Origin of the sequence: Kitasatospora sp. NPDC006697, from assembly GCF_042869935.1 — a bacterium.
Taxonomy (GTDB): domain Bacteria; phylum Actinomycetota; class Actinomycetes; order Streptomycetales; family Streptomycetaceae; genus Kitasatospora.
Genome location: NZ_JBIAGU010000005.1, coordinates 129,475 through 149,975, shown reverse-complemented (window position 1 = coordinate 149,975; position 20,501 = coordinate 129,475). Strand labels below are relative to the sequence as shown.

14 protein-coding genes are annotated in these 20,501 nt (G+C 74.8%); 8 read left to right on the top strand and 6 right to left on the bottom strand.

Translation table 11 applies throughout. From position 1 onward, the window contains the following. Positions 1-3: 3 nt before the first annotated feature. The 3 genes from ACFYNO_RS09510 to ACFYNO_RS09500 are packed head-to-tail and all read right to left on the bottom strand — an operon-like array spanning position 4 to position 2,911. Positions 4-1,068, bottom strand: a complete 1,065-nt coding sequence (locus ACFYNO_RS09510) for an SDR family oxidoreductase (protein WP_388007992.1) — start codon at positions 1,066-1,068, stop codon at positions 4-6. A 46-nt stretch (positions 1,069-1,114) separates the two neighbouring features. After that, a complete protein-coding gene (locus ACFYNO_RS09505; RefSeq protein ID WP_388007989.1) occupies positions 1,115-2,374 on the bottom strand; it encodes an aspartate aminotransferase family protein in 1,260 nt (419 codons plus the stop codon). Positions 2,375-2,431: 57 nt separating this feature from the next. Beyond that, entirely contained in the window at positions 2,432-2,911 is a 480-nt protein-coding gene (locus ACFYNO_RS09500; RefSeq protein WP_388007986.1) for an SRPBCC family protein, read from the bottom strand. Between the two features lie 552 nt (positions 2,912-3,463). Between ACFYNO_RS09500 and ACFYNO_RS09495 the strand changes: the two genes are divergently transcribed. From ACFYNO_RS09495 to ACFYNO_RS09485, 3 genes are read left to right on the top strand one after another with little or no spacing between them, the layout of a single operon-like run. After that, on the top strand, positions 3,464-4,897 hold the full coding sequence (locus tag ACFYNO_RS09495; RefSeq protein ID WP_388007983.1) for a PLP-dependent cysteine synthase family protein: 1,434 nt from the start codon (positions 3,464-3,466) through the stop codon (positions 4,895-4,897). 7 nt (positions 4,898-4,904) lie between these two features. Beyond that, positions 4,905-5,924: an LLM class flavin-dependent oxidoreductase gene (locus ACFYNO_RS09490; RefSeq protein WP_388007980.1), complete on the top strand. Its 1,020-nt coding sequence runs from the start codon at positions 4,905-4,907 to the stop codon at positions 5,922-5,924. Positions 5,925-5,950: 26 nt separating this feature from the next. After that, entirely contained in the window at positions 5,951-6,757 is an 807-nt protein-coding gene (locus ACFYNO_RS09485) for a DUF6602 domain-containing protein (protein WP_388007977.1), read from the top strand. A 25-nt stretch (positions 6,758-6,782) separates the two neighbouring features. Here the strand turns inward: ACFYNO_RS09485 and ACFYNO_RS09480 are convergent, their stop codons facing one another. Beyond that, positions 6,783-7,802, bottom strand: a complete 1,020-nt coding sequence (locus tag ACFYNO_RS09480) for a hypothetical protein (protein ID WP_388007974.1) — start codon at positions 7,800-7,802, stop codon at positions 6,783-6,785. Positions 7,803-8,048: 246 nt separating this feature from the next. On the opposite strand from ACFYNO_RS09480, the gene ACFYNO_RS09475 reads away from it, so the two are divergent. Then, positions 8,049-8,606 carry an EF-hand domain-containing protein gene (locus ACFYNO_RS09475; protein WP_388007971.1) on the top strand — a complete coding sequence of 186 codons (558 nt, stop codon included), beginning with the start codon at positions 8,049-8,051 and terminating at the stop codon, positions 8,604-8,606. A gap of 48 nt (positions 8,607-8,654) precedes the next feature. Here ACFYNO_RS09475 and fusA read toward each other — a convergent pair whose 3' ends face one another. Next, complete coding sequence (gene fusA / locus ACFYNO_RS09470; RefSeq protein WP_388007968.1) at positions 8,655-10,691, bottom strand: elongation factor G; 2,037 nt, start codon at positions 10,689-10,691, stop codon at positions 8,655-8,657. A 525-nt stretch (positions 10,692-11,216) separates the two neighbouring features. On the opposite strand from fusA, the gene ACFYNO_RS09465 reads away from it, so the two are divergent. From ACFYNO_RS09465 to ACFYNO_RS09450, 4 genes are all read left to right on the top strand, one after another. Then, positions 11,217-12,518, top strand: a complete 1,302-nt coding sequence (locus ACFYNO_RS09465; RefSeq protein WP_388007965.1) for a serpin family protein — start codon at positions 11,217-11,219, stop codon at positions 12,516-12,518. A 163-nt stretch (positions 12,519-12,681) separates the two neighbouring features. Further along, positions 12,682-13,980 carry an amidohydrolase family protein gene (locus ACFYNO_RS09460; RefSeq protein ID WP_388007962.1) on the top strand — a complete coding sequence of 433 codons (1,299 nt, stop codon included), beginning with the start codon at positions 12,682-12,684 and terminating at the stop codon, positions 13,978-13,980. A gap of 9 nt (positions 13,981-13,989) precedes the next feature. Then, the gene (locus ACFYNO_RS09455) at positions 13,990-15,456 is read left to right on the top strand and encodes a DHA2 family efflux MFS transporter permease subunit (protein ID WP_388007959.1); all 1,467 of its coding nucleotides are present in this window, start codon (positions 13,990-13,992) and stop codon (positions 15,454-15,456) included. Positions 15,457-15,520: 64 nt separating this feature from the next. Further along, positions 15,521-18,421, top strand: a complete 2,901-nt coding sequence (locus ACFYNO_RS09450; protein ID WP_388007956.1) for a LuxR C-terminal-related transcriptional regulator — start codon at positions 15,521-15,523, stop codon at positions 18,419-18,421. Positions 18,422-18,892: 471 nt separating this feature from the next. Here the strand turns inward: ACFYNO_RS09450 and ACFYNO_RS09445 are convergent, their stop codons facing one another. Continuing rightward, on the bottom strand, positions 18,893-20,494 hold the full coding sequence (locus tag ACFYNO_RS09445; RefSeq protein WP_388007953.1) for an FAD-dependent monooxygenase: 1,602 nt from the start codon (positions 20,492-20,494) through the stop codon (positions 18,893-18,895). Positions 20,495-20,501: the final 7 nt, after the last annotated feature.

Below are 20,501 nucleotides of genomic sequence, written 5' to 3'. Positions count from 1 at the left end.
CGGTCAGGCCGCGGCGTAGACGTGGTACCGGTTCTGGATCATGCGGCGGATGGAGGCCCGCCAGGCGTTCTCGGTGGCCCGGACGTCCGCCGCGGACTCGCAGCCGGGGATCTCGGTCAGCGAACTGGGGATCGGGTGTTCGTGGAAGAGCACGGCGGACATGTCCAGCAGCCGGTCGAGCCGGGTCTTCGCCCAGGTCGGCACCACGTCGAAGAACGCGGGGCGGACCAGCCGCTCCACGATGTCCGGGGCGAGCACCCGCAGCGGGTTGACGGTGATGCCCTGGGCGGCGGCCTCCTCGATGATCACCTCGGTCAGCCGGTGCGAGGTGAGCGCGTGGGGGCCGCTGCTGATCCAGTACTCGCCCTCCCGGACGTCCCGGTCGAGCAGCGTCACGATCGCCCTGGCCACCAGGTCCTGCGGGACGAAGTCCACGTAGCCGGTGGGGTCGCTGGGGACGAACGGCAGCCGGTTGCGCAGCACGTTGTGGGCGAAGGTGTGCAGGCCCTGCGTCTCGGAGATCTCCCCGGTGGCCGAGTCCCCGATGATGATCGACGGCCGGACGATCACGGCCTGCGCGCCGCTCTCCCGGACGATCCGCTCGCCGGCCAGCTTGGAGGTCACGTACAGCGAGGGGCTGCTGCCGGCCCGGCCGGCCTGCTCCCCGCCCGCCACCCGGATCTCCTCCGCCCGGGCGACGTACGCCGTGCTGACGTGGACCAGGGGTGCGTCCGCGTCGACGGCGAACCGCGACATCCCCTGGGCGCCCCGCACGTTGAGGGTCTCCATCTCCTCCGCGGTGCTGCTGAACTTCACCATGCCCGCGGCGTGGATCACCGCGTCCACCTCGGCGCAGAGTTCGCGGTAGGCGTCTTCGCCCAGCCCGAGCAGGGGCTGGGAGACGTCGCCGTACACCACCGCGTCGCAGTCGGCGGGGGCTTTGCGATGGGCCAGGGCGATGACCCGGTGGTGGCGCAACTGCGGTACCAGCGCGGTGCCGAGGACTCCGGAGCCGCCGGTGAGCAGGACGGTCTTCGTCGGGTTCGCCGACTTCCTTGACGTAGCCATGTGCGTGGTCCCCCGAATGCTGTCGGGTCGACTGGACAGGACGGTCTCAGAACTTCTTCGCCATGGCCGACAGCGCCCCGTCCACTGCTTCCAGCAGCCGGGCCTCCTCGTCGGCGGTGGTCACGGCGGGCGGGGTGAGCCGCACCACCGGGTGCGCGTTGAGCGAGTGGTTGACCACCAGGTGGCGGTCGATCAGCTCCAGCAGCAGCTCGCCGGCCTGGCTGGCGTCGACGAGCTCGATCCCGATCAGCAGGCCGGCGCCGCGCACCTCGCGGACCAGGTGCGGGGCCCGGTCGGCGGCGATCGCGCGCAGGGCCGCCAGCAGCCGGGCTCCGGTCTTGGCGGCCCGGTCGACCAGCTGCTCGTCGCGGATCACCTCGACGGTGGCCTGGGCGGCCGCCATCGCGATCGGTGCGCCCGCGTAGGTGGAGGTGTGCAGGAAGGGGTCGGAGTCGAAGGGCGCGAACGCCTCCTCGGTGGCCAGCGCGGCCGACACCGGGACCACGCCCCCGGAGAGCGCCTTGCCGATCAGCAGGACGTCCGGCCGGACCTCCTCGAGGTCGCAGCCCCACCAGGCGCCCAGCCGGCCCAGTCCGGTCATCACCTCGTCGACCACCAGGAAGGCGCCGTGCGCCCGGCACAGGGCCGCCACGCCCTGGAGGTAGCCGGGCGGCGGCAGGATGACGCCGGCCTCGCTCTGCACCGGTTCGAGCACCACGCAGGCCTCGCCGCCGGCCGCCCCGAGGGCCGCGGCCAGCGCCACGGTGTCACCGAACGGGACGTGCGCCACATCGGGCAGCAGCGGCCGGAACGGGTCCTGGTAGAAGGACTTCGCGGTCAGCGAGAGCGCGCCGATGGTCTTTCCGTGGTAGCCGTTCTCCATCGAGATCAGCCGGCGCTTGCCGTGTGCCCGGGCCAGTTTGACGGCCGTTTCGGTGGCCTCGGTGCCGGAGCCGGAGAAGTGCACCCGGTCGAGCCCGGCCGGCGCGACCGAGGTCAGTGCCCGGGCGGCGAGCCCGACGGCGGGATCGAGGAAGAGGCGGGTGGAGAGGGCCTGCGTCTCCAGCTGCCGCCGCACCGCCGCGACGATGCGGGGGTGCCCGGCTCCGGTGAAGAAGACCCCGTAGCCACCGCAGTTGAGGAATTCCCGGCCGTCGGTGGTGCGGACCAGGCTGCCCGAGGCGGACTGCTCGACCAGACTGCCGAACATCGCGGCGAGTTGACTGCGGCCCTTGCTCAGGTGTGCGCGGTGCAGGGCGATGGCCTCGTCGGCGGAGCTGCCGCCGGCTAACGCGGATTCAGTCATTCGGTACGTCTTCTCCAGGAGGGCGGCTTGTTCTCTTCGCCGCGCGCGGACGGGGACTCACTCTCGCTCCAGTGCGTTCTTGAGCCTGGCCAGCGTGGCGCGCATGCCCGCCCGGTTGGCCGCGGGACGGCGCTTCGGCGGGGTGCCCGTGAAGACCAGGCCGAGCAGTTTGGCGACCGGTGCACTGCGGCCGGACCGCAGGTCCTCCCAGTACTCGGTCACCCGGCAGCCGTCCTCCCGGTCCTCGAAGCGGTAGCCCCAGAGCGCCACCGGCATGCCGAAGGTGCTCACGCTGAAGGCGAACTCGCGCGCCTCCTCGGCGCGCACGACGGTGCAGGTGGTGAACCAGAGCCACAGCCGTCTGCGGTTCCACCCGACGAACCGCGTCCCCGCCTCGAACCGCCGGCTGCGGGACCACACGGCCACGCACTCGGGGCTCCACTCGCCCATGCGCCGGACGTCGCTCACGGCGCGGTAGGCCGACTCCGCGGAAGCCGTGACGAGCACGTCCTCCTCGACTCGCGGCGGGTGTTCCATCAATGCTCCGAAACGTGTAGGAGATGTCGTTCCCGAATCGGAAATCAACCTGATCTGTTCACCGAGTTGCTGCTCATGCGGGCGCTGCCAGTCTGTGCGGCCGGTGCTGCAGGGAAAATCCGGATGCGCTGCGCGAGCTGTTGGTCCAGAGTCTGGACAGGGGTGGATTGGCTCTTGTGACGCGAGCTCGGAGCCAACTTTAGCCAGCGTGATCGCCTCAGCAAGTGGCTATTCCGCCAACATCGCGGAGCCCGACGGCCGATGTTTATTCTCCGGGCGGCGGGTGGAATGCGACGGCCGCACGCCGCGTGAAACGGGACCCACCGGAGTAAATCCGCCCCATCCCGCATTCAGCCGGTCCTCCCCGGCCGCCGGCAGGTCTCGGCAGGAGGGACCGGCTCCCCTGCCGGCGCGGCCGAGATCCGTCGACGGCCAGAGCGGAAGGAGGCCGGCGCCGGGGGGCGGGGGTGGCGCGGTCGGAGGCGAGGAGGGTGCCCCCGCGGGGCCGGGCGGCGGGACATCGGGCGGCGGCCCCGCGGGTAGTCTGCGGCCATGGACGCCCATGACTCCCTGCTCGAACTCATCGGCAACACCCCGCTGGTGCGGCTGCGGGCCCCGGGCGGCGGGGACGGTGCCCCCGTCTACGCCAAGCTCGAGTACCTGAGCGCGGGCGGCAGCGTGAAGGACCGGATCGGCCTGCGGATGATCGAGGAGGCCGAGCGCTCCGGCGCGCTGCGGCCCGGCGGCACCGTGGTCGAGGCCACCTCGGGCAACACCGGGGCCGGGCTGGCCATGGTGGCCGCGGCCAAGGGCTACCGGGCGGTCGTGGTGCTGCCGGACAAGAGCAGCGCGGAGAAGATCGCCACCCTGCGCGCCTACGGCGCCGAGGTGGTGGTCCGGCCCGGCGGGCTGCCGCAGCACGACCCGGAGCACGTGGTCAACGTCGCCGAGCGGATCGCCGCCGGGACGCCCGGCGGCTGGTTCGCCGGCCAGTACGGCAACCCGGCCAACCCCGAGGCGCACTACCTGACCACCGGGCCCGAGATCTGGCGGCAGACCGACGGGCGGGTGACCCACCTGGTCTCCTGCGTGGGCACCGGCGGCACGATCAGCGGCACCGGCCGCTTCCTCAAGGAGAGCAGCGGCGGCCGGGTCCGGGTGATCGGCGCCGACCCGACGGCCTCGGTCTACTCCGGCGGCGACGGGCGCCCCTACTTCGTCGAGGCGGCCGGCCGGTTCCGCCACCCCGAGACGGCCGAGGACGTCTGGCCGGACTCCTACCACCAGGAGGTGGTGGACCAGCTGCTGCCGGTCCCCGACCGGGAGGCGCTGCACACCATCCGCCGGCTGGCCCGCGAGGAGGGGCTGCTGGTCGGCGGCTCCTCGGGCACGGCGGTGGCGGCGGCCCTGCGGGTGGCGGCGGGGCTGGGCCCGCAGGAGCTGGTGGTGGTGATCCTGCCGGACTCGGGGCGGCAGTACCTCTCCAAGTACTTCAACGACGAGTGGATGCTGCAGCACGGCTTCCTGGACGGCGACCCGGCCGCGCCCCGGGTCGGCGACGCGGTGCCCGCCGCCGAGCGCGAGCGGCCGCTGCCGTACCTGCACCACCGGGCGACGGTCGCGCAGGCGCTGGCGGCACTGCGCGAGCGGGCCGCGGCCGGGGCCGCGCCGGTGCTGCCGGCCGGGCCCGCGCCGGTCGCGCCCGGGCGCCAGCCGACCGTGCCGGAGCTGGCCGGGACCGCCACCCTCGACCGGCTGGCCGCGGCCGCCCCGGCGGACCCGCTCGCCGACCACCTCGACCCGCCGCTGCCGCGCCTCGGCACCGGCCGGGACGCGGCCGCCGCACTGGCCGAACTCGAGGACTCGGGCGCACCGTTGGCGGTCGTCGTGCACGACGGCCACGGCGTGGCGCTGATCGGCCCCGACGGGCTGCGCACCCTGCTCGCCCCGAACGCGGGGAATGCCCCCGGATCTTCCGGACGTTGACGTCCTCGTGACCACAGCGACACCCGCGCTCCGCCTCTCGGTGCTGGACCGCTCCCGCATCCGCCAGGGGGAGCCGCCGGCCCAGGCGCTGCGCGACACGGTGGCCTTCGCCCGCGAGGCGGAGCGGCTCGGCTACCACCGCTTCTGGGTGGCCGAGCACCACGGCGTTCCGGGCGTGGCCGGGTCGGCGCCCACCGTGCTCGCCGCCGCCGTGGCGGCGGCGACCACACGGATCCGGATCGGCACCGGCGGCGTGATGCTGCCCAACCACCAGCCGATGGTGGTCGCCGAGCAGTTCGGCGTGCTGGCCTCCCTCTTCCCGGACCGGATCGACATGGGCCTGGGCCGCTCGGTGGCCTTCACCGACGGCGTCCGCCGCGCGCTCGGCCGCGAGAAGGACGCCGCTGACCACTTCCCCGAGCAACTGGCCGAACTGCTCGGCTACTTCGCCCCACCCCCGGACTCCCGCCCCGAGGTGCACGCCCGCCCGGCCGAGGGCCTGCGGGTCCCGGCCTTCGTGCTGGCCACCGGCTCCGGCGCGGACCTCGCGGCCGAGGCCGGCCTGCCCCTGGTGATCGGCGGCCCGCACGGCCCCGACGCCCTGCTCGCCGCCGTCGACCGCTACCGCAGCCGCTTCCGCCCCTCCGCCCAGTCCGCCGCCCCGTACGTGGTGCTGGCCGGCAACATCGCGGTCGCCCCCACCCCCGAGGCCGCCCACGACCTCCTGGTCTCCGAGGCCTGGTCCACGGCCTACGCCCGCACCCACGGCGAGTTCCCCCCGCTCACCCCCACCGCCGAGGTCCTCGCCCGCCCGATGACCCCCCGCGAGCGCACCGCCTACGACCAGGCCCTCACCGGCCACCTCTGGGGCCCGCCGGACCGGGTCGTCGCCGACCTCCGCACCCTGCTCGCCCGCACCGGCGCCGACGAGTACCTGGTCACCACCCACAGCCACGACCGCGCCGCCCTGCTCACCTCCTACCGCCTGCTGGCCGAGGCGGCGGGGCTGACACCGGCGCCTGAGTAGGCCGAGCTGGTCCCTAGGATTCAGCCATGACCCAGGAGACCCTCGGCAGGATCCTCGGCTCGGTGGCCAAGCGGATGCACGCCGACTTCGAGCAGTCCCAGAACTTCAAGCACAATGGCGAGAAGGGCACCTCGCGCGAGACTCTGGTGCGTGACTTCCTCGCCGGCTACCTGCCCTCCCACGTCGAGGCGATTCACAACGCGGAGATCATCGCGGCCACCGGGAGCGTGTCCCCGCAGTGCGACATCGTCATCGTCGATCGCGGGGCGCCGCCTTTCACCATGCTCGAGGGGTACCGGATCATTCCCAACGAATGCCTCTACGGTGTCATCGAGGTCAAGTCCTCGCTGGATTCCGCGGCACTCGTGGATGCCTGCGAGAAGATCGCGAAGGTGCGCAAACTCCGGAAGACCGCCTACCGCCCGGTCCCCGGCCTCATCCCCCGTACCGCCCAGGCCTACGGTCGGACGTATGACCACTTCCCGACCTCCGGCATCGTTTTCGCCTTCGGCGGCAATCAGTTGGAGACACTCGGCACTCGTCTGATGGAGTGGTGCCGAGGTCGCGACCCTGAGGAGTGGCCGGACAGCGTCTGGGTCCTGGGCAAGGGCCACCTCCAGTGGTGGGACCCGCGCGCCAGGAGGCTCCTGCGGTCGCCCACCGCGGGGGCAACCCTGATGCAGGTCGATGCACTACCGGGGCACGACATCCTGCTCCCGCTGGTCCTGCACCTGAACCTCCACTTCTCCGATGCCTGGATGGATCCGCTCGACCTGTTCCCCTATTCGGCGGCCACCAGCCTGGGTGCGTTGCAGAACCAATGGAGTTTCTGACGCTCGTGGCACTGCAGCGGCAGCATCAGGGGCGGTGCCAGGGTGCGTCGGGGACGCCGTCTCCCGTGAATCCGCCGTCGGGCAGCTGGTGAACTACGCGCACTCCGTATCGATTCAGTAGTTCACTCAGGTCCTGATGAGGGTCAGCCGGCAGCAGGATCGCCAGCTGAGGCTCTTCAGGGTGCTCAGGAGTGCTGACGTGGCGTCCGTAGTCCAGTAGTTGCCCGAGCCCCATCCGTATGTCCTCGCGCGAGGTGGAACCCTTGGCTTCGTACAGCACGTGGGCCGTGGCGTCGTAGAGGTCGGTGCGGAGGGTGGAGGTCTGTCCCGCCACCTTGATCTGGAAGGCACCGGTCCGGCGACCAGCAGCCTCCAGGTGCTCGCGGAAGGCTTGGGTCAGTTCGGCCTCGCGCCGGACCACCACATTGGCGGCCGTCGCGGCCCGGTGACTCATCTTGGTCACGAAGGCTTCCGACACAACGAAGGTGCCGCTGGTTTCCGGATGCGGGTCGACAGCACGCCCGGTCCTCTTCTTACTGGCGCGGCGCTTCGGGCGGCCCAGGGCACCGCTGGTCGCCGGCTCGCTCTCGAACATCTCCGTGGTGACCATGCCCTGCATGGGCACCAGCGTCGCCGTCGTCCGCTCCGCAACCGGCACCTGTGCTTCTGCCTGGCGGACCACCTCGCCATCGGGCCGGAGCCGGAAGATGATGACCTGCCGCCGGGTGCCCGCCGCGTCGGGCACCTCCCGCCACTCGTAGGGCCGCTCAGCGTCCAGCGTGAACGGTCCGAGGTACTTGTGGGGCTTGGGACCTCGCTTGGGCGGCTGCCCGTCCAGTTCGAAGACCCGGAGGGTCCGACCTTGCTGAACGTGCTGGAGGATCGCTCGGTTGCCGGTTCCCTCGAAGGTCTGGTCGCCCTGGAGTCCTGCACCCGTGTACTCGAAGATCGGACCCAAGTCGTCCTCTTCGGCGAGCCAGCCGTCGTGGTAGCCGACCTTCTTGCCGACGGACGGGTCGGAGAAGAGATTGACGTTCTTCTTCACTACGGCAGGGCAGATTCCGCCTTGCGTACTTCCCCCGAAGAACGCCGCTATCTCGGCGCGCGTGCGAACGTCTCCGGGCTCGATGGGAGCAGGACCAGTCGTCATGCGATCAGACTTTAGGCGATCCATCAGACAATCACTTTGACTGCTCGGAGGTCAGCTCCGGCAGGCCGCCGCACGATAGCGTGGGCCGCCGAGCGAGCCGTCGAGGGGCGGCGCCGCCGCCGAGCACAGGGGGTACCGCGGATGTCCGACGAGTTGCTGCTCGCCAAGATCGGCCACGGCTTCGAGCATCTGGACGCCGACGGCGACGGGCTGCTGACCGAGCGGGACCACATCGCGATGGGTGAGTCGGTGGCCCGCTCGCTCGGGCATCCGCTGGGGTCGGAGCCGGCCGAGCGGATCATCGCGGCCTACCTGGCGGTCTGGCACGGGCTGCATCTGGCGGCGCTGCCGGCCGGGACCACCGGGATCACCCGGGAGCAGTTCACGGCGTCCACCGCGGGGCTGGCCGACGACCCGGTGGCGGCCCGGCAGGTGCTGGGGGCGCTGGCCGGGGCGTTCCTGTCGGTCGCCGACACGGACGGGAGCGGCGCGGTGGATCCGGAGGAGTTCTACGTCTTCCAGCGCGGCCACTTCCCGGGGCTGACCCGGGAGGCCGCCGATGCCGCGTTCGGGCGGCTGGACCGCAACGGCGACGGGCTGCTCTCCGGCGACGAGTTCCACGGCGCGATCCTGGAGTACTGGACCAGCCGCGACCCGGCCGCGCCCGGCAACTGGTGGACCGGGCGCTCCTTCGAGTAGCCGCCAGGCCCCCGCCCCGCGTGAGCGGGGCGGGGGCCTGGCGCACCGTCAGCCGCGCGGTGCGTAGCCCACCGGGCGGCTGGTGAAGGTGCCGCGCCCCTGGGTGCGGCCGCGCAGCCGCGAGGCGTAGCCGAAGAGCTCCGCCAGCGGTACGACGGCCGTCACCACGGCGGTGCCGGAGCGCCCGGCCTGGCCGAGGATCCGGCCCCGCCGCGCCGCCAGGTCGCCGAGCACGCCGCCGACCGCCTCCTGCGGCACCGTGACGGTGACCTCGACGACCGGCTCCAGCAGCGCCATGGTGCAGCGCCGCAGCGCCTCCCGCAGGCCCAGCCGCGCGGCCGTGCGGAAGGCAAGCTCGGAGGAGTCCTTCGGGTGGGTCGCCCCGTCGGTGAGCACCACCCGCAGGCCGGTCACCAGGTGGCCGCCGAGCGGGCCGCCGTCCCGCAGCGCGTCGCGGCAGCCGGCCTCGACCGCCCGGACATACTCCTGCGGCACGCGTCCGCCGACCACCGTACTGGCGAACTCGAAGCCCTCCACCTCCTCGATCGGCAGCACGTCCAGCACCAGGTGGGCGAACTGCCCGGCGCCGCCGTCCTGCTTGACGTGGCGGTGGACCAGCCCGGTCACCCCGCCGACCACCGTTTCGCGCAGCGCCACCTGCGGTCGGCCCGTGGCGACGGCGCTGCCGAGGGCCTGGCGGACCTTCTCCACCGCGACCTCCAGGTGCAGTTCGCCCATCCCGGAGAGCAGGGTCTGCCCGGTCTCCGGGTCGGTGCGGACCACCAGCGACGGGTCCTCCTCGACCAGCCGCGCCAGCGCCGCCGACAGCCGGTCGGTGTCGGTGCCGCGCCCGGCCTCGACCGCGACCGAGACCACCGGCTCGGCACGGCCGGCCGGTTCGAGCACCAGCGGCGCCGCCGGGACGGTCAGGGTGCTGCCGGCCCGGGCCGCCTTGACCCCGATCACCGCGACGATGTCGCCGGCCACCGCCTGCTCCACCTCCTCGTGGCGGTCGGCCTGCACCCGCAGGATCCGGCTGATCCGCTCGCCCCGCCCGCTGCCCGCGTCCAGCACCGACTCGCCCTTGCGGACGGTGCCGGAGTAGACCCGCAGGTAGGTCAGCCGCCCGGTGGCGGTGGAGCCGACCTTGAACACCAGCCCCGCGAACGGCGCCGCCGGGTCGGCGGGCCGCTGCTGCTCGGCACCGTCCAGCGTGCCGCGCACCGGCGGCAGGTCGGCCGGCGCGGGCAGGTAGGCGGCCACCGCGTCGAGCAGCGGCTCGATGCCGCGGTTGCGGTAGGCCGAGCCACAGAGCACCACCAGGCCCGCACCCGTGCGGGTGAGCTCGCGCAGGGCGGTGCGCAGCGTCGCCGCGCCGAGGGTGCCGGTCGCGCAGTACTCCTCCAGCGCCTCCGGGTGCAGTTCGGCCACCGCCTCGGCGAGCCCGCGCCGGCGCTCCCGGGCCTCCGTCAGCAGGTCTTCGGGGACCTCCCGTTCGACCAGGCCGGCCTCGCCGCCGGGCCAGACCAGGGCCCGCATCGCGAGCAGGTCGACCACGCCGGTGAAGCCGTCCTCACGGCCGATCGGCAGCTGGACCACCAGCGGGACCGGGTGCAGCCGCTCGCGGATCGAGGCGACCGCCGGGTCCAGCTCGGCGCCGGCCCGGTCCAGCTTGTTGACGAAGGCGATCCGCGGCACGCCGTGCCGGTCGGCCTGGCGCCAGACGCTCTCGCTCTGCGGTTCGACCCCGGCCACGGCGTCGAAGACCGCGACGGCGCCGTCCAGCACCCGCAGCGAGCGCTCGACCTCGTCGGCGAAGTCCACGTGGCCGGGCGTGTCGATCAGGTTGATCCGGTGGCCGGCCCAGTCGCAGCTGACCGCGGCGGCGAAGATGGTGATGCCGCGGTCGCGCTCCTGCGGGTCGAAGTCGGTGACGGTGGTGCCGTCGTGGACCTCGCCGCGCTTGTGGGTGGCGCCGGTGGTGAAGAGGATCCGCTCGGTGACGGTGGTCTTTCCGGCGTCGACGTGGGCCAGGATGCCCAGGTTGCGGACGGCGGTGAGGACGGGGGTGGGAGTGCTGCGCACGACCGTGCCTTTCAGGCGGTGGTCCGGAAGGGGGCGGCGCGATGCGTGGGGCGGGGACGCCCGCGGGCGTGGGTCAGCCCCTGCGGTGCCGGGCGCGCAGCCGGCACCGGGCGGCCGGGGACACCAGGATCACCTCGAACCGGGCGCGGGGGGACGGCACGGCGGCGATGGCGCGCATGGCTGGTCCCCCTTCCGGCGGCTCGGTCGTCACGCGCCCGCCCTTGGTGGCGGCGCGTCCTCGGTGGCGAGGGTAGTGCGGTGGGTGCGGCGGGCGGTACCGGTTTTCGCGGACGGTCCGTCAGCTGGGCGGGGCGGGGCGGACGGGCGGGGGCGACCGGCCCGCCGCCCGTCCGATCGGGTCATCCGCGGCTCGGAGGAAGTCGTACTCGAGACGGACTTTGACGGTCACTCAGTGATCGTCGCCGGCGGTCGTCGCGGCGGTCGGGGAACCCGTTCGCCGCCCTCCGCGTCAGAGCCGCGACCGGCGCCCGCAGCGGGCGCCACGAACGGAACGGGGTGGGCAGGATGCGGATCCGACGGACCGGTCTGGCGGCGGGGGCCGGGCTGCTGGCGGCGGTGCTGGCGACGACGCTGGCGGGGTGCGGCACTACCGGCACGTCCGGCACCGGGATGCTGGAGGCGGCGGCCGCCGCCCCGGAGGCGGCACCGACCGACGCCGAGCTGACCGCCACCTCGGCCGGCACCGAGCAGTTCGGCGTGGACCTCTACCTGGCGCTGGCCCAGCAGCAGAACCTCGCCCTCTCGCCGGCGGGTCTGGCGGCCGTGCTGGGCATGCTGGTGCCCGGCGCGCGCGGCGCCACCCAGCAGGAGCTGACCGCGGCGCTGCACACCGCGCTGCCGGCCGACCGCTACGCGATGGCACTCGGCGCGCTGGGCGCCGCCGGCCGCAAGACCGGGAAGGGCGTGACGCTGAAGCAGGCGGACACCGTCTGGGCCCAGCGCGGCTACCCGGTGGGCCAGGACTACCTGGCGCTGCTCTCCGCCGCCTTCCGCACGGGCGTGCGGACCACCGACTTCGCCAAGGACCCGGACGGCGCCCGCAAGGCCGTCAACCAACTGGTCGAGCAGCAGACCGGCGGGCTGGTCAAGGACCTGTTCGCGCCCGGCCAGCTGAGCGCCGACACCGTGCTGGCGCTCACCGACGCGCTCTACCTCAAGGCCGACTGGGCCCAACCGTTCGAGCCGAAGGACACCGCCGACGCCGACTTCCACCGGCTGGACGGCAGCACGGACACCGTCCGGATGATGCACCAGACCACCGCCCTCCGGTACGCCGAGGGCAGCGGCGGTATCACCGGGCAGCCCTGGCAGGCGGTGGAACTGCCGTACGTGGGGAACGGCCTGGCGATGGACCTGGTGGTGCCGGCGCAGGGCGGGTTCGACGCCTTCCGCAAGGCGCTGACCGGCCCGGCGCTGGACCGGATCCTGGGCTCGCTGGCGCCCTCCGACGTGACGCTGGCGCTGCCCCGGTTCACGGTGCAGAGCGGCGAGCAGCTGAACCAGGTGCTGACCGGGCTCGGGGTGCGCACCGCCTTCGGCTCGGGCGCGGACTTCAGCGGGATGGTGACGCCGGGCAGCGTCTCGTCGCCGCAGCTCGGCGCGGTGGTGCAGAAGGCCTCGGTGACGGTGGACGAGACGGGCACCACGGCGGCGGCCGGCAGCGGGGGCGGGATGGTGGCCACCGCGGCGGCGCCGCCGCGCGACGTCCGGGAGCTGACGGTGGACCGGCCGTTCCTCTACCTGATCCGGGACACCGCCACGGGGCAGCCGCTCTTCCTGGGGCAGGTGACGGACCCCAAGGGGTGAGGCGGTCCGGGGAGGTCCCGACGCACGGGTAATCCGACTGATTGTCAGTCTATTTCGGAGAATCGAAACAACCTTGACGGCATTTCAGTTCGTGCACTAATCTTGCGGATAGCCGATTGGTTGCGCTTTCTTACGATTTGTCGGACTAATCAGGGGGACGTCGATGAATTCACCCGAGAAGTCGGTTCACCCGGGCGCCGCGGAGAGCACCGGCACCTCCCTGGCGCTGGTTTCCGCCCGCCTGATCGACGGGACGGGGGCCCCGCCGCTCGCCGACCACGACCTGCTCATCAGCGACGGGCTGATCCGCCGGATCGGCCCCACCGGCACCCTCGGCCTGCCCCCGGAGGCCACCCGCATCCCCTGCGCGGGCCTCACCGTGCTCCCCGGCCTGATCGATTCGCACACCCACATCGAGCAGCGGATCCCGGCCGTGCTCGCCGATTTCCTGCGCGACGGCGTCACCAGCATCGGCAACACCGGCTGCGGCCCCCAGCTGATCGATCCGCTGCACCGGGCCGGCCGCGATCCGGCCGCGGCCCACGCCTTCGTCGCCGGCCCCGCGATCACCGCCCCCGGCGGCTACCCGGTTATCCGGGGCGACGGCTCCGCCGCCCGCGGCGTCCGCACCGGGGCCGAGGCGGTCGCCGCCGTCGACGACCTGGCCGCCCGCGGCGTCGACTTCATCAAACTGACCCAGGAGTCCTTCGACTTCGACTACCGCAGACCCGGCCACCTGCCGGTGCTCGCCCCCGCGCTGATCGCCGCCGTGGCCCGCCGGGCCCGCGAGCACGGCCTGCCGGTCCGCTCGCACGTCCACCACGTCGACCAGCTCGACGTGGCGCTGGACGCCGGCGTCACCAGCGTCGAGCACCTGCTCTTCCCGCTCCCGCCCGAGACGGGGTACCTGGAGCTGCAGCGCGCCGGGCGGCTGCGCACCGACGCGCTGCCCGAGCTGGAGCGCCGGATCGACCGGATGGTCGAGGCCGGGGTCCGGCTGGTGCCCACCGTGGGAAACGAACTCACCGGCATCCGGCTCGGCCTGCCCGAGCTGCCCGCCGCGGCGCTGCAGGAGATCGAGCAGCTGATGGTCGGCGTGCTGGCCCGGTTCATCGCGGCCGGCGGGCAGGTCGCGCTGGGCAGCGACTGGGTCGGCCTGCCGGGCATCCCGGCCGGTCAGCCGCGCCAGGAGCTGGCCTACCTGCGGGCCGCCGGGCTCTCCCCGCTCCAGGTGATCCAGGCCGCCACCCAGGGCGCGGCCGCCGTCTGCGGCCAGGCCGGGCGCCGCGGCGTGCTGGCGCCCGGCCTGGCGGCCGACCTGATCGCGGTCGAGGGCGATCCGGCCACCGACCTCGGCGCGCTGGACGCGCTGCGCCTGGTGCTGAAGGACGGCCGGGTGGCCTCCTCCACGCTGCCCGCTCCCGGTCTCCCGACCGCTGCCGCCGCGCCGCTGGCGGGCTGACGGGCGGCCATGGCCTCGCACTCCACCTCCGCCACCTGCGCCGGTGCCCGGGCCCGCCCGGGCGGCGGCTCCCCCTGGCTGACCCTGCTCGCGGTCGCGGTCGGCTCCTTCATGACCATCCTGGACACCACGGTGGTCAACGTCGCGGTGCACGCCCTGCAGTTGCGCTACGACGCGCCCACCGCCGAGGTGCAGTGGGTGGTCAGCGGGTACGCGCTGGCGCTCGGCATCGCCACCCCGCTGGCCGGCGAGCTGGGCGAGCGGTTCGGCACCAAGCGGGTCTTCCTGGCCTCGCTCTTCGCCTTCGCCTTCGCCTCGCTGCTCTGCGGGCTGGCGCCCAGCCTGGGGCTGTTGGTCGCCGCCCGGGTGGTGCAGGGGCTGGCCGGCGGCTTCGCGCTGCCGCTCGGCTCGGCCCGGCTCTTCACCGCCTTCCCGCCCGAGCGGCGCGGGGTCGCCTTCGGGGTCTTCGGGCTGGTGCTGGTCTTCGCGCCGATGATCGGACCGCTGGTCGGCGGCGCCTTCGTGGACGCGGGGCTGGGCAGCTGGATCTTCTTCGTCAACGTGCCGATCGGGGTGCTCGGGGTGCTGCTCGGCAGCCGGGTGCTGGCGCCCGACCCGCCGCCCGACCCGGACCGGCCACCGCCGGACTGGATCAGCCTGGCGGCGATCTGCCCGGGCTTCGGCGGGCTGCTGCTCGGCGCCACCCAGCTCGGCACCGGCCGGCGCTCCACCGCCGTACTGGCCTTCGCCGTGGGTGCGGCGGCGCTGGCGCTGCTGGTGATCCGCCAGCGGGCCGGCCGTCAGGGCCCGTTCGACTTCGGCCTCTACCGCCTGCGGAGCTACGGCATCGGCAGCGCGATCAACGTGCTGGGCCAAGTGCCCTTCTTCGGCACCCAGTTCCTGCTGCCGCTGGCCATCCAGGTGGTGCACCGCTCCAGCGCGCTGGACGCGGGGCTGGCGCTGCTGCCGCTGGCCGTCTCGGCGGGCGTCACCGGGCTGCTCGGCGGGCGGATCCGCGACAGCTGGGGGCCGCGGCTGCCGCTGACGGCGGGGTTCCTGCTGCTGGCGGTGGGGATCGCGCTGATCCGGGCCAGGTCGGCGCAGTCCGATCCGGCCGCGCTCGCGCTGCCGCTGGTGATCACCGGCGCCGGCGCGGGGGTGGTCCCGCCGCTGACCCAGGTCACCGCGATGAGCGCGATCCCGGCCGCCGCCGTCACCCGCGGCACCGCGCTCTTCCAGGCCACCCAGCGCACCTGCCAGGCGCTCAGCGTGGCCGTGCTCATCGCGATCGCCGTCCGCGGGGTCACCGTGCCGCCCGACCACCCCGGCTACGCCGGCCAGTTCGCCGCCGGCCTGGCCGATGCCTACGGCCTGGCGGTGCTGCTCGCGCTCTGCTGTGCCGGGCTGGCGCTGCTGCTCCCCGGCGGCCGCCTGCCCGCGCGGGCGGGGAGCGGCCCGGCGCCGGCGGTGGACTGATGCGGGCGGGTCCGGGTGCGGCTGCGGGTGCGAGGTGCTGCGGGGCAGCGGCGGCGGTGGTCGCGTGCTGACCGGTGTGCGGGTGCCCGTCCAGCGGCCCGCCCCGGCGGCCGGCCACGCGCTGCCGCCGCTGCGCGGCCGCGAGGACGAGCTGGAACTGCTCGGCCAGTGGGCCGACCGGGTCCTCGGCAGCCGGCAGGCGCTGCTCGGCCTGGTCTGCGGCGGCCCCGGCAGCGGGCGCTCGCGGCTGCTCCGCGAGGCCGAACTGCTCGCCGCCGGCCGCGGGTTCCAGCCGGCCCGGGTGCTGCCAGGCCCGGTCGAGACCCTCCCGGGCGCCCTCGCCGCCGCCCTCGGCCTCGGCCACCCCCGACCCGGCGGCGCCCCCGACCCCGAGGACGGCCCCGCCCAGCAGGCCCTGCGCCGGGCCCACGCACTGCTCACCGAACAGCTGCGCTCCGTCCCGGTGCTGATCAGCTGCGACCAACCCGCCGTCCAGCCGCCGGCGCTGCGCCGGCTCCTCGCGCCCTACCGCGAAAGCCCGCTGCTGCTGCTCGCCACCACCGCCGAGACCGCTCCGGCGCTCTCCCGGGCCGCCGGCGAGCGCCTGCAGCGGCTGGCGCTGCCGCCGCTCGCCCCGTCGGCGGCCCGGCAGATGGCCACCGACCTGCTCGGCGCCCCGCCAGACCCGGAGCTGGCCGAGCTGCTGAGCATGGCGCAGGGCGGTCCCGGGCTGCTCGCCGACCTGCTGGAGGCGCTGGACGCCGACCGCGCCCTGCGCCTGGACGAGGGCCTGGCCCGGCTGGCCCCGCGCACCGCGCCCACCCGCTCGCTGCACGGCCTGGCCACCCGCCGGATCGCCGCCGCGCCCGCGCCCGCCCGGGAGCTGCTGGAGGCCGCCGCCGTGCTGGGCCGCTCCAGCCTGCCGGAGGACGTGGCCCAGATACTGCAGCGGCCGGTCGCCGCCCTGGCGCCCGCCGTCCGGGAGGCCACCGGCACCGGGCTGCTGGACAGCGCCTCGGAGGAGCTGACCTTCCGTCACGAACTGCTGCGCCAGGTGGTGCTGGGCGAGCTGCCCCGGGCGATCCGCTCGGCGCTGCACCGCCAGGCGCTGGGCATCCAGCTGGCCCGGGGCAGCTCGATCACCGCCGCCGCCCCGCACCTGCTGCACGGCGCCCACCCCGACGCGCCGGCGACGGGCGCGCTGCTCCGGGTGGCGGCCACCGAGTCGCTGGCGCAGAACCCGCGCACGGCGGCCGCGCTGGCCCTGCGCGGGGTGGATGTGCTCACCGAGCCGGGCACGGCCACCCCGATGCTGGCCCTGGCGGCCGAGGCCTGCCTGCGTTCGGGGGCGCTGACCAAGTCGATCAGCCTCGCGCTGGGCGCGCTGGGCGAGCCGGACGGCTCGGCCGCTGACGCCACCGACTCCGACACCGACACCGATTCCGACACCGACAGCGACAGCGACAGCGACAGCGACAGCGACACCGACACCGACACCGACACCGACACCGATCCTGTCGTGCTCGCCCGGCTGCGGACTTCGCTCGCCACCGCGCTGCTGCTGCGCGGCGAGTACCGGGCCGCGCTGACGGCCGCGGCGGCGGTTCCGACCACCGGCCGGGTGCCGGCCGCCGTGCGGACGGACGCGCTGCTCGCCCGGGTCGCCGCGCTGGCCGCCGAGGCCGGCGCCGGGGCCCGGGAGCGGATCGCCGAGCTGCGCCGGCTGGCCGGCGGGCAGGGGCTGGACCTGGGCTCGGCCGCGGTGCTCGGCGAGGCGGTGCTGGTCTGGCGGGAGGGCCGGGCGGGGCGGGCGCTGGAGCTGGCCGCCGAGGCCGCCGCACTGCGGCTGCGGGGCTCGCTGGCCGCCTGGCACCATCCGCCGGAGCTGACCCACGCCCTGCTGCTGGCCCAGCTCGGCCTGGTCTCCAGGGCCCGGGCCGCGCTGGCCACCGCGCCCGACACCCCGGAGTTCACCGGCCCGCTGCTGCGTCATCTGGCCGCCGCCCGGCTGGCGATGGCCGAGGGGCGCGCGGCGGCCGCGGCGGCGGAGGCCACGGCGGCGCTCGACCAGTCGGCGGCCGCCGGCCTGCCCTGGGCCGAGCGGCAGGCGCGCACGGTGCTGGCCTCGCTCGCCGTCCAGCAGGGCGAGTTCCCGCTGGCGCATGAGCACGCCCAGGTGCTGCGGCGGGCCGATCCGGGCAGCGCGGCCGAGCTGGCCGGCCACTGGATCGAGGCCCAGCTGGCCGCCGCCGAGGAGCCGCGCGGCGGCGGCGAGTCCGACCGCCTTCGGCACGCCCTCGGGGTGCTCTGGCCGACCCCGCCGCCGGTGGGCGGTCCGGCCCTGCTGGTCCGCGAACCACCCTTCGCCCCCTGGCTGGTGCGCGCCCTGCTGGCAACGGGTCAGCGGCACCGGGCCACCTCCTTCGGCGCCACGGTCCGCGCCCTGGCGGCGGCCAACCCCGGACTGCCCGCACTGCACGCGGCCGCCGCCCATGTGCGCGGACTGCTGGAGCAGGACCCGTCCGCCCTGGAGACCGCCGCCCGCGGCCACCGCGACGCCTGGGCCCGCAGCTCCGCCCTGGAGGACTTGGGCGTCCAGCTCGCCGACTCCAACCGCCCCCGCGCCGTTCGCGCCCTGGAGGAGGCCCTCGACGCCTACCGCCGCTTGGGCGCCGACCGCGACGCTGCCCGCGCCCGCCGCCACCTCCGCACTCTCGGCATGCGCCAACGCCACCACACCCACCCCGACCGCCCCCGCGAACGCCGCCCCACGGCCGGCTGGCCCAGCCTGACGGCCACCGAACGCACGGTGGCGGAGTATGCGGCGCAGGGAATGACGAACCGCCAGATCGCGGGCCGGATGTTCTTGTCACCGCACACGGTGGCGTTTCATCTGCGGCAGATCTTCCGCAAGCTGGCGATCCACTCGAGGCTGGAGCTGGCGCTGAAGGCACGGGAGAACTGAGGAGGGGGAGGGGAGAGCGGCGGCGGACTCGGGTGTCGCGATCGTCCCGCGGTGCTTGCCGCCGGAGCCGAGCCGTCGGCTGCTCGGCGCTCGCGCACCCGGGTCACCGGTCCGGGTGCCCGGTGCTGTGCCCCACCATCGGCGTGGGCAACCGGGGCCCTGGCTACCGCCGCCGCCGTGACGGCCACTCAATGCCAAGCACCCCGTCCACCCCACCCACCCCGAGACACGGGGGCGCCACAGCGCCGACGCTATGGACCGGGTGCGGAGGCCAAGGCTCCCTCACCGCTGCGCCGCACTCCTCGCCTACCCCAGTGCCTCGCGCTGCGCGGCGCTAGGCGGCCCGCCCCAGCAGCGAAAGGGCAGGCACCGACAGCGGCCAAGGCGCCCCCCTCACACACACCCAGAACCGCCCACCCGGCAACCAGCCGCCCCAGAACCCACCGTCGAGCAAGCGCCACCGAGCCACCCTCACCACCCACTCACCACCCTCGCCACCCGCCCCACACCCTCCCCCGCATCCCCCCGCCACGCCACGTGCCCGTCCGGCCGCACCACCACCAGCGGGGCGCGGTACAGCGCCGCCACCTCCGGGTCCTCGCACCTCGTCGTCGCCAGCGGCACGCCCCTCGCCTCGAAGGCGCGGCGGAGCGGAGCGGGGTCGGCGCCGAAGCTGAGCAGGTGGTGGTCGCGGCCGAAGAGGTCGAGCGTCGAGCGGCCCGGCGCGAGCCAGGCGTGCGGGGCGCGGGAGCCCGGGAGGGCGTTGGGCCGGTCCAGCGGCTCGCCGGGGGCCGGCGGTGCGGGCAGCACGATGCGGGAGGTGTACCGGTACCCCATGTGGATCATCGGTGCGTCGAACTCCCGCCGCGCCCCGTCCGCCTCCAGGTGCTCCGCCAGCGCCGCCCGCGCCGCGCGGCCGGCCGCGTCCTCGCGGTGCAGGTCGGCGGGGAGTTCGCGGTCCAGGGCGCGGCGCAGGTTGCGGTGCGCCTCGTCCAGGGCTTCGACGGCGACCGGCCGCCGCTCCTCCTGGTAGCTGTCCAGCAAGGCCGGCCCGGCCCAGCCGGCCAGTTGGGCGGCCAGCTTCCACCCCAGGTTCGCCGCCGCCGCGATCCCCGCGTTGCAGCCGAACCCGCCCGAGGGCGACAGGGTGTGCGCGGCGTCCCCCACCAGCAGCACCCTCCCGCGCCGGAAGTCGGTGGCGACCCGGTGGGTGAGCTGCCAGTGCTGGTCGGAGAGCACCCTCAGCGGCAGGTCGTCGAACGCGACGGCCCGGCGCAGCAGCGCCAGCGCGGGCTGCGCCGCCTCCGGGGTGCCGCCGCGGCGGATGGACAGCCGGAAGAGGTCCCGCCCGTCCACCGCCCGCAGCGGGAACCGCAGCGCGTCGGAGAGCAGCAGGTAGTAGAAGAGCGCGTGCCGCCCGCCGAGCCGCTGCCGCAGGCCGGGCGCCTCGAAGAGGATGTTCCGCAGCAGTTGGGCGGGGTGCCGGGCGGGCGCGGGGATGCCGCAGGCGGTCCGGACGTCCGAGTCGGCCCCGTCCGCGCCGACCAGGTACTCCGCCCGGACGCTGACGGGCCGTTGGCGGTCCAGGTCGGTCAGCAGCGCGGTCACCCCGTCGGCGGCGGGCCGCAGGCCGTCCAGCCGGCAGCGCCACCGCAGCGGCCCGTCGGGGTGCCCGCTGAGCGCGTCGGCGAGCAGCGGGGTGAGCCAGTGCTGCGGGCAGATCGCCTCCGGTTCGGGGGTGTGGCGGAACGGCGCCCTGGTCTCGCTGGTGCCGACCCGCAGCCGGTGCACCTCATGGCCGCCGACCCGGGTGACCCAGGCCGTGTCCAGGCTGTGGTCGGCGGGCCAGCCGGCGGCCCGGATCCGGTCGGCGAGGCCCCAGCGGCGGAAGTGCTCCATGGCGCGCGGGCCGACGGCGCTGGTGCGCGGATGGGAGGTGCTGCCGTCGCCCTGATCCACGATCAGGAAGTCGACGCCCTGCAAGCGCAGTTCCAGCGCCAGGGCCAGCCCCACCGGCCCGGCGCCGACGATCAGCACCTGGGTCTCGGCCGCGATCGCCTGATGGTCGGTCATCTTCCCC